Here is a 6000-nt window from a genome sequence, read left to right on the forward strand (position 1 = left end):
CCACTGATCGGAAACCTGTTCGCCGACCAATAAAAACATATTTTGATGCTTAAATTAATCTTGTCAGTCGATCCCCTCCAGGAGGGTGCCGTCATGAATACCAAGATTGCCGCCTTACTGCTGCTGGCCCTGTGCGCCCAGCCGGCATGGAGCCAGAGCTACGCCTACTCCAGCACACCCCCCGCCACCAAACCCGCCGAATCCGCTGCAATGACCACGCGCATGGCCCTGCGCGACCTGTGGGTCGAGCACATCTTCTGGGTTCGCAACTACGCCGTGGCCAACCAGGCCGGCAACGCCAAGCAGGCTGAAGTCGCCGCCAATGAGGTGGTCAGCGACGCGACCCGAATCGCCAACAGCATCGCGCCGTTATACGGCCAGCCCGCTGCCGACCAGTTGCTGAAACTGTTGGCCGGCCACTGGGGCGCGATCAAGCACTACAGCGATGCCACTGTGGCCAAGGACAAGAAGGGCCAGCAAGCTGGCGTCGACGAGCTGACCAGCAATGCCAAGGCCATCGCGGCGTTCCTGGCCAAGGCCAACCCAAACCTGCCCGAGGCGACCCTGCTTACATTGCTCAGCGCCCACGGTGGCCACCATGTGACGCAGATCGATCAGTTGGCGGCCGGTGACTATACGGGCGAAGCGCGCACCTGGGGGATGATGCGCGAGCATATTCTGACCCTGTCCGATGCCATCGCTGCGGCGCTGGTCAAACAGTTCCCGGACAAGTTCTGATGCTCGAGGGACTGGGCCGTACCCAACAGGACCTGCTCCACGCGTTGCTGCACCAGCCAGCCGGCATGAGCATCGACGACCTGGCGCAAGCCCTGGCCATTACCCGCACGGCGGTACGCCAGCACCTGGCCGCGCTGGAGCGTGATGGCCTGGTCAAGCGCGGCGCCACCCGGCCTACCGGGCGGCGCCCGGAGCAGTTGCATGAGCTGACTGATCTTGCCCGCGAGCAGTTTCCCCGGCAGTACCCGCTACTGGCGAATCTGCTGATTGGTGAGGTGGCAGGGTTGCTAGGCCAGGAGGCACTGCTGGCGCTGATGCGCCAACTGGGGCGCAAGCTGGCGGCGGACCTTGAACACAAGGTGGTGGATGAAGCACGCATCGTCGAGCACATGAACAATGCCGGCTATGAAGCGCAGGTGTTCTTCCGCTCGGGGGGGGCGCCGCAGATCGTGGCGCACAATTGTGTGTTCCATCATTTGGCCAAGGCGCATCCGGTGGTGTGCGAGCTTGATCTGGCGCTGATCGGGGCGCTGGGTGGGGCCGATGTCAGCCATGAGGAGTGCATGCTCAGGGGAGGGCAGGTGTGCCGGTTTGCGCTGGCCCATCCAGAACCGGCAGGCTGACAGGTCACACCTGGCGCAGTATGCACGCCAGCAACCCAGGGAACCGCTCATCCAGCATTTCGCTGCGCAGTGAATTCATATGGGTAGTGCCCACATTGCGGGTTTGTACCAACCCAGCATCACGCAAAACGCGGAAGTGGTGGGACATGCTCGACTTCGGCCGCCCCCCGTCCAGTTCGCCACAGCTGGCCTCTGCCACGCCGGCCAGATGGCGGACGATTTCCAGGCGCACGGGGTCGCTGAGCGCATAGAGCAGGCGTTCGAGGATCAGGTCTTCAGGGTTGGGATGTTTATAGGCTCGCATGCCCGACATGATAACGGGGGTTTCATTAATTGCCATAGTTCGATTATGATCGAACAACAGTATTCAAATGAACCCGGAGTTTCCCATGTCCGCACTGTTCGAACCCTACACCCTCAAAGACGTCACCCTGCGTAACCGCATTGCCATTCCGCCGATGTGCCAATACATGGCCGAAGACGGCATGATCAACGACTGGCACCACGTGCACCTGGCCGGCCTGGCCCGTGGTGGTGCCGGCCTGTTGGTGGTCGAGGCCACTGCGGTGGCGCCGGAAGGGCGCATTACCCCCGGTTGTGCCGGTATCTGGAGCGATGCCCACGCCCAGGCCTTCGTGCCAGTGGTGCAGGCCATCAAGGCGGCAGGCTCCGTGCCGGGTATCCAGATCGCCCACGCCGGGCGCAAGGCCAGCGCCAACCGCCCATGGGAAGGTGATGATCATATTGCCGCCGACGATGCCCGTGGCTGGGAAACCATTGCCCCGTCGGCCATCGCATTTGGCGCGCATCTGCCGAAAGTGCCGCGCGAGATGACCCTGGACGACATCGCCCGGGTCAAGCAGGACTTTGTCGATGCCGCTCGCCGTGCGCGCGATGCCGGCTTCGAGTGGATCGAGCTGCACTTTGCCCATGGTTACCTGGGCCAGAGCTTCTTCTCCGAGCACTCCAACAAGCGTACCGATGCCTACGGTGGCAGCTTCGACAACCGTAGCCGCTTCCTGCTGGAAACCCTGGCCGCAGTGCGTGAAGTGTGGCCGGAAAACCTGCCGCTGACCGCGCGTTTCGGTGTGCTGGAATACGATGGCCGCGACGAGCAGACCCTGGAAGAGTCGATCGAACTGGCGCGCCGCTTCAAGGCCGGCGGCCTTGACCTGCTGAGCGTGAGTGTCGGTTTCACCATTCCCGAGACCAACATCCCGTGGGGCCCGGCGTTCATGGGGCCGATTGCCGAGCGTGTGCGCCGTGAGGCGAAGCTGCCGGTGACTTCGGCGTGGGGCTTTGGCACACCGCAGTTGGCGGAAGCGGCTTTGCAGGCCAACCAACTGGACTTGGTTTCGGTAGGGCGTGCGCACCTGGCCGACCCGCACTGGGCGTACTTTGCAGCCAAGGAGCTGGGGGTGGAGAAAGCCTCCTGGACCTTGCCGGCGCCGTATGCGCACTGGCTCGAGCGTTATCGCTGAGTGATGCCGGGGGCCGCACAGCGGCCCTCGAATCTAGAAGCGATCCAACCGGTAGGCTGCCATCTCATGCCCACGGGCCCGCTCAGCCAACCGCCCCATCCATTCCGCCGTCACCGCTGCTTGGGTCAACCCCAGGTGCTGATGCCCGAACGCCAACAGCACCCGCCCATCACACACCCGGTCGATCACTGGCAATGAATCTGGCAACGAAGGCCTGAAGCCCATCCACGGTGTCGCCCCTTCGACGCTCAGGTCTTGTCGGAACAACCCCTTGCTCAGCCGGTGCAATTGCCACGCCCGTTGCATGCTCGGCGGCGCCTCCAACCCGGCGAACTCCACCGTGCCAGCCAGGCGCAAGCCTTCGGCCATGGGCGTCATGATGAACTTGCGTTCAAGCGAGGTGACTGCAAACGGCAGGCGCTGGTGCTCACCCGGCAACATCAGGTGGTAGCCGCGCTCTGTGTCCAGCGGTACCCGCTTGCCAGTCAGCGCGGCGGTCAGTTTCGCAGAATGCGCACCACAGCTGATCAGCACCTGGCGAGCATCGAGCGTGCCCTTGTCGCTGGCCAGGCTGACCCCGCCACTGTGCAGTTGCCCACCCTCGACCTGCGCCTGGACAAAGCGCACGCCACTGGCCTTGGCCGCTTCGAACAGCTCGCACACTACCCGGTACGGGTCGATGAAGTGCCCGGTCTTGGGGAAGAACAGCCCGCCCAGCAATGATGGGCTCAATTGTGGCGCCGCTTCGCGCACGGCCTCGGCCGACCAGAAACTCACCGGTACCGCCTGCTGGCGCATGCGTGCGCGCAACGCCTCCAGCGCCTGGCGCGACTCGGGCCGTTCGAACACCAGCAACGAGCCATCCTCCTGGAACAGTTCGCTGCGCCCGATTGAGCCCAGCAACCGCTGCCAGGCGCCCAGGCTGCCTTCGTTCAAGGTGCGGATGCCCGCCACGCTGCGCTGGAACGGCGCCGCTCGCAGGTTGAGCAGCAGCCGGGTGAACCACGGCATGGCCTTGGGCAAGTACTTCCAGTCCAGGCGCAGCGGGCCCATCGGGTCTAGCAGCATGCGGGGCAAGCGCTTGAGGATGGACAGGTCGGCAATCGGGAACACTTGTTCAGTGGCCAGGTGCCCGGCATTGCCATAGGACGCGCCAAGGCCTGGCGCCTGGCGGTCGATCAGCGTTACCCGGCGGCCCTGACGGGCCAGCTGCAGGGCGCAGGCGACGCCGACGATGCCGGCGCCCACCACGGCGATGTCGGTTTCAGCGGTTTCGACCATGCTCAGCCTTCCCGTTTACCATCAAGCAGGCGCCGCAGCCGCAGCGGGTTGCCGTGCTGCAACGCGTGCGGCAGCAGCGCATCGGGGAAGTCCTGGTAGCACACCGGGCGCAGGAAACGCAGGATCGCTGCCGTGCCCACCGAGGTGGTACGGGCATCGGAGGTGGCCGGGAATGGCCCGCCATGCACCATCGCATCGCACACCTCGACGCCGGTCGGCCAACCATTGACCAGTATGCGCCCGGCCTTGCGCTCAAGGGTCGGCAGCAGGGCGCGGGCGCTGTCGATGTCGGCCTCGTCCAGCTGCAGGGTGGCGGTCAGTTGACCTTCAAGGTGCTCGGCTACCTGGCGGACCTGCTCGTCACTGTCGCAGGCCACGATCAGCGACGCTGCGCCGAACACTTCAGCCTGCAACGCCGGGTCGGCGAGGAAGGCCTCGGCCTGGGTCACGAACAGCTGTGCCTGGCACTGATTGGGGCTGTGGCTGGCCGGGCCGCAGGCGGTGGCCTGGGCATTGGCGTTGGCCGCAAGCGCAGCGACGCCGGCCTGGTAGGCGTCAAATATGCCCGGCGTGAGCATGGTTTGCGCAGCAGCCTGCTGCACATGCCCACTGGCTGCCGCGACAAACCGCTGCAACGCCGGCCCCTGGCGAGCGATTACCAGGCCGGGGTTGGTGCAGAACTGGCCGGCGCCTTGGGTCAGCGAAGCGACGAAACCTTGTGCCAGTGCTTCGGCACGGGCCTGCAGCGCGGCGTCGAACAGAAACACCGGGTTGATCGAGCTCATTTCGGCATACACCGGGATTGGCTCCGGGCGCGCCTGGGCGGCCTGGCACAGCGCCACGCCGCCACTGCGCGAGCCGGTAAAGCCAACGGCTTTGATACGCGGGTCGCTGACCAGGGCAATGCCCACTTCGCGACCCGAGCCGTACAGCAGCGAAAACACACCGGCTGGCAAGCCGCATTGTTTCACGGCTTGCGCCACCGCCCGGCCGACCAGTTCGCTGGTGCCTGGGTGGGCGCTGTGGGCCTTGACGACCACAGGGCAGCCAGCAGCCAAAGCCGAGGCCGTGTCGCCACCGGCCACCGAGAAGGCCAGCGGGAAGTTGCTGGCGCCGAACACGGCTACCGGCCCCAGGGCCACCTGGCGCTGGCGCAGGTCGGCGCGCGGCAGTGGCTGGCGTTCGGGCAGGGCGTTGTCGACCCGCACATCCAGCCATTCGCCAGCCCGTACCACTCGGGCGAAGGTGCGCAACTGGGTGCAGGTGCGGCCACGTTCGCCCTGTATGCGTGCCTTGGGCAGGCCGGTTTCGGCCACGGCGCGGTCGATCAGGGCATCGCCCAGTGCCTCGATCTGCGTGGCGATGGTTTCGAGGAACTGTGCCCGTTGTTCGAGCGAGGTTTCGCGGTAGGCATCGAACGCCGCCCAGGCCAGGGCGCAGGCCTGGGCCACGTGTTCGCCGGTGCCGCCCAGGTAGGCCGGTTCCAGCGCCTGGCCGGTGGCCGGGTCAATGGCGCGGATGGCTTGGCGGCTGCCGGTTACTGGCGTCTGGCCGATCAGCAGGTTGCCTGTCAGGGTCATGGAGCCTCCTTGGGAATCGATTGCAGGTGCATGGGGGACTGCTTGCAGTGTGGGTGCGGGCGTACCCGCGCCCACAGAGCAAGCAGTGGCTGCATCAGGCCAGGTTCTGCTCGGCCGACCAGCTGGCGTACCAGCTACGGAACAGCGCGTATTGCTGCTCGGCATAGTTGCGCTGGGCGTCGGTCAGCACGTCGGTCTGGTTGAAGTGCAGGCTGTACTCGGTGTCGCCGTTCAGCACCATCAGGTGCTTGTAGTACAGCACCAGGTCGCAACCTTCATCGAACGACGACAGCACGG

The 6000-nt window shown here is 65.3% G+C and carries 6 protein-coding genes and 1 pseudogene; 3 read left to right on the forward strand and 4 right to left on the reverse strand.

Features of this window, described 5'->3' with window-relative positions; all coding sequences use genetic code 11:
- Positions 1-93 precede the first annotated feature (93 nt).
- Positions 94-738 (forward strand): hypothetical protein, encoded by a 645-nt coding sequence (locus tag APH42_RS02625; protein ID WP_012273712.1) that lies wholly within the window; start codon positions 94-96, stop codon positions 736-738.
- On the forward strand, positions 738-1361 hold the full coding sequence (locus APH42_RS02630; RefSeq protein ID WP_012273711.1) for a metalloregulator ArsR/SmtB family transcription factor: 624 nt from the start codon (positions 738-740) through the stop codon (positions 1359-1361). The genes APH42_RS02625 and APH42_RS02630 overlap by 1 nt, the downstream gene beginning before the upstream one ends.
- 4 nt (positions 1362-1365) lie before the next feature.
- Here the strand turns inward: APH42_RS02630 and APH42_RS02635 are convergent, their stop codons facing one another.
- Positions 1366-1701 carry a helix-turn-helix transcriptional regulator gene (locus APH42_RS02635; RefSeq protein WP_012273710.1) on the reverse strand — a complete coding sequence of 112 codons (336 nt, stop codon included), beginning with the start codon at positions 1699-1701 and terminating at the stop codon, positions 1366-1368.
- A gap of 49 nt (positions 1702-1750) precedes the next feature.
- Between APH42_RS02635 and xenA the strand changes: the two genes are divergently transcribed.
- On the forward strand, positions 1751-2842 hold the full coding sequence (gene xenA, locus APH42_RS02640) for a xenobiotic reductase XenA (RefSeq protein WP_060492661.1): 1092 nt from the start codon (positions 1751-1753) through the stop codon (positions 2840-2842).
- Between the two features lie 33 nt (positions 2843-2875).
- Here xenA and APH42_RS02645 read toward each other — a convergent pair whose 3' ends face one another.
- The 3 genes and pseudogenes from APH42_RS02645 to APH42_RS02655 all read right to left on the reverse strand — a co-directional run.
- Positions 2876-4123: an FAD-binding oxidoreductase gene (locus tag APH42_RS02645; protein WP_012273708.1), complete on the reverse strand. Its 1248-nt coding sequence runs from the start codon at positions 4121-4123 to the stop codon at positions 2876-2878.
- 2 nt (positions 4124-4125) lie between these two features.
- Positions 4126-5703, reverse strand: coding sequence for an aldehyde dehydrogenase (NADP(+)) (locus APH42_RS02650; protein ID WP_012273707.1), 1578 nt, complete (start codon positions 5701-5703; stop codon positions 4126-4128).
- A gap of 94 nt (positions 5704-5797) precedes the next feature.
- A pseudogene (locus APH42_RS02655) lies at positions 5798-6000 on the reverse strand (dihydrodipicolinate synthase family protein); the annotation flags it as partial.

Origin of the sequence: Pseudomonas sp. NBRC 111140, from assembly GCF_001320885.1 — a bacterium.
Taxonomy (GTDB): Bacteria; Pseudomonadota; Gammaproteobacteria; order Pseudomonadales; family Pseudomonadaceae; genus Aquipseudomonas; species Aquipseudomonas putida_P.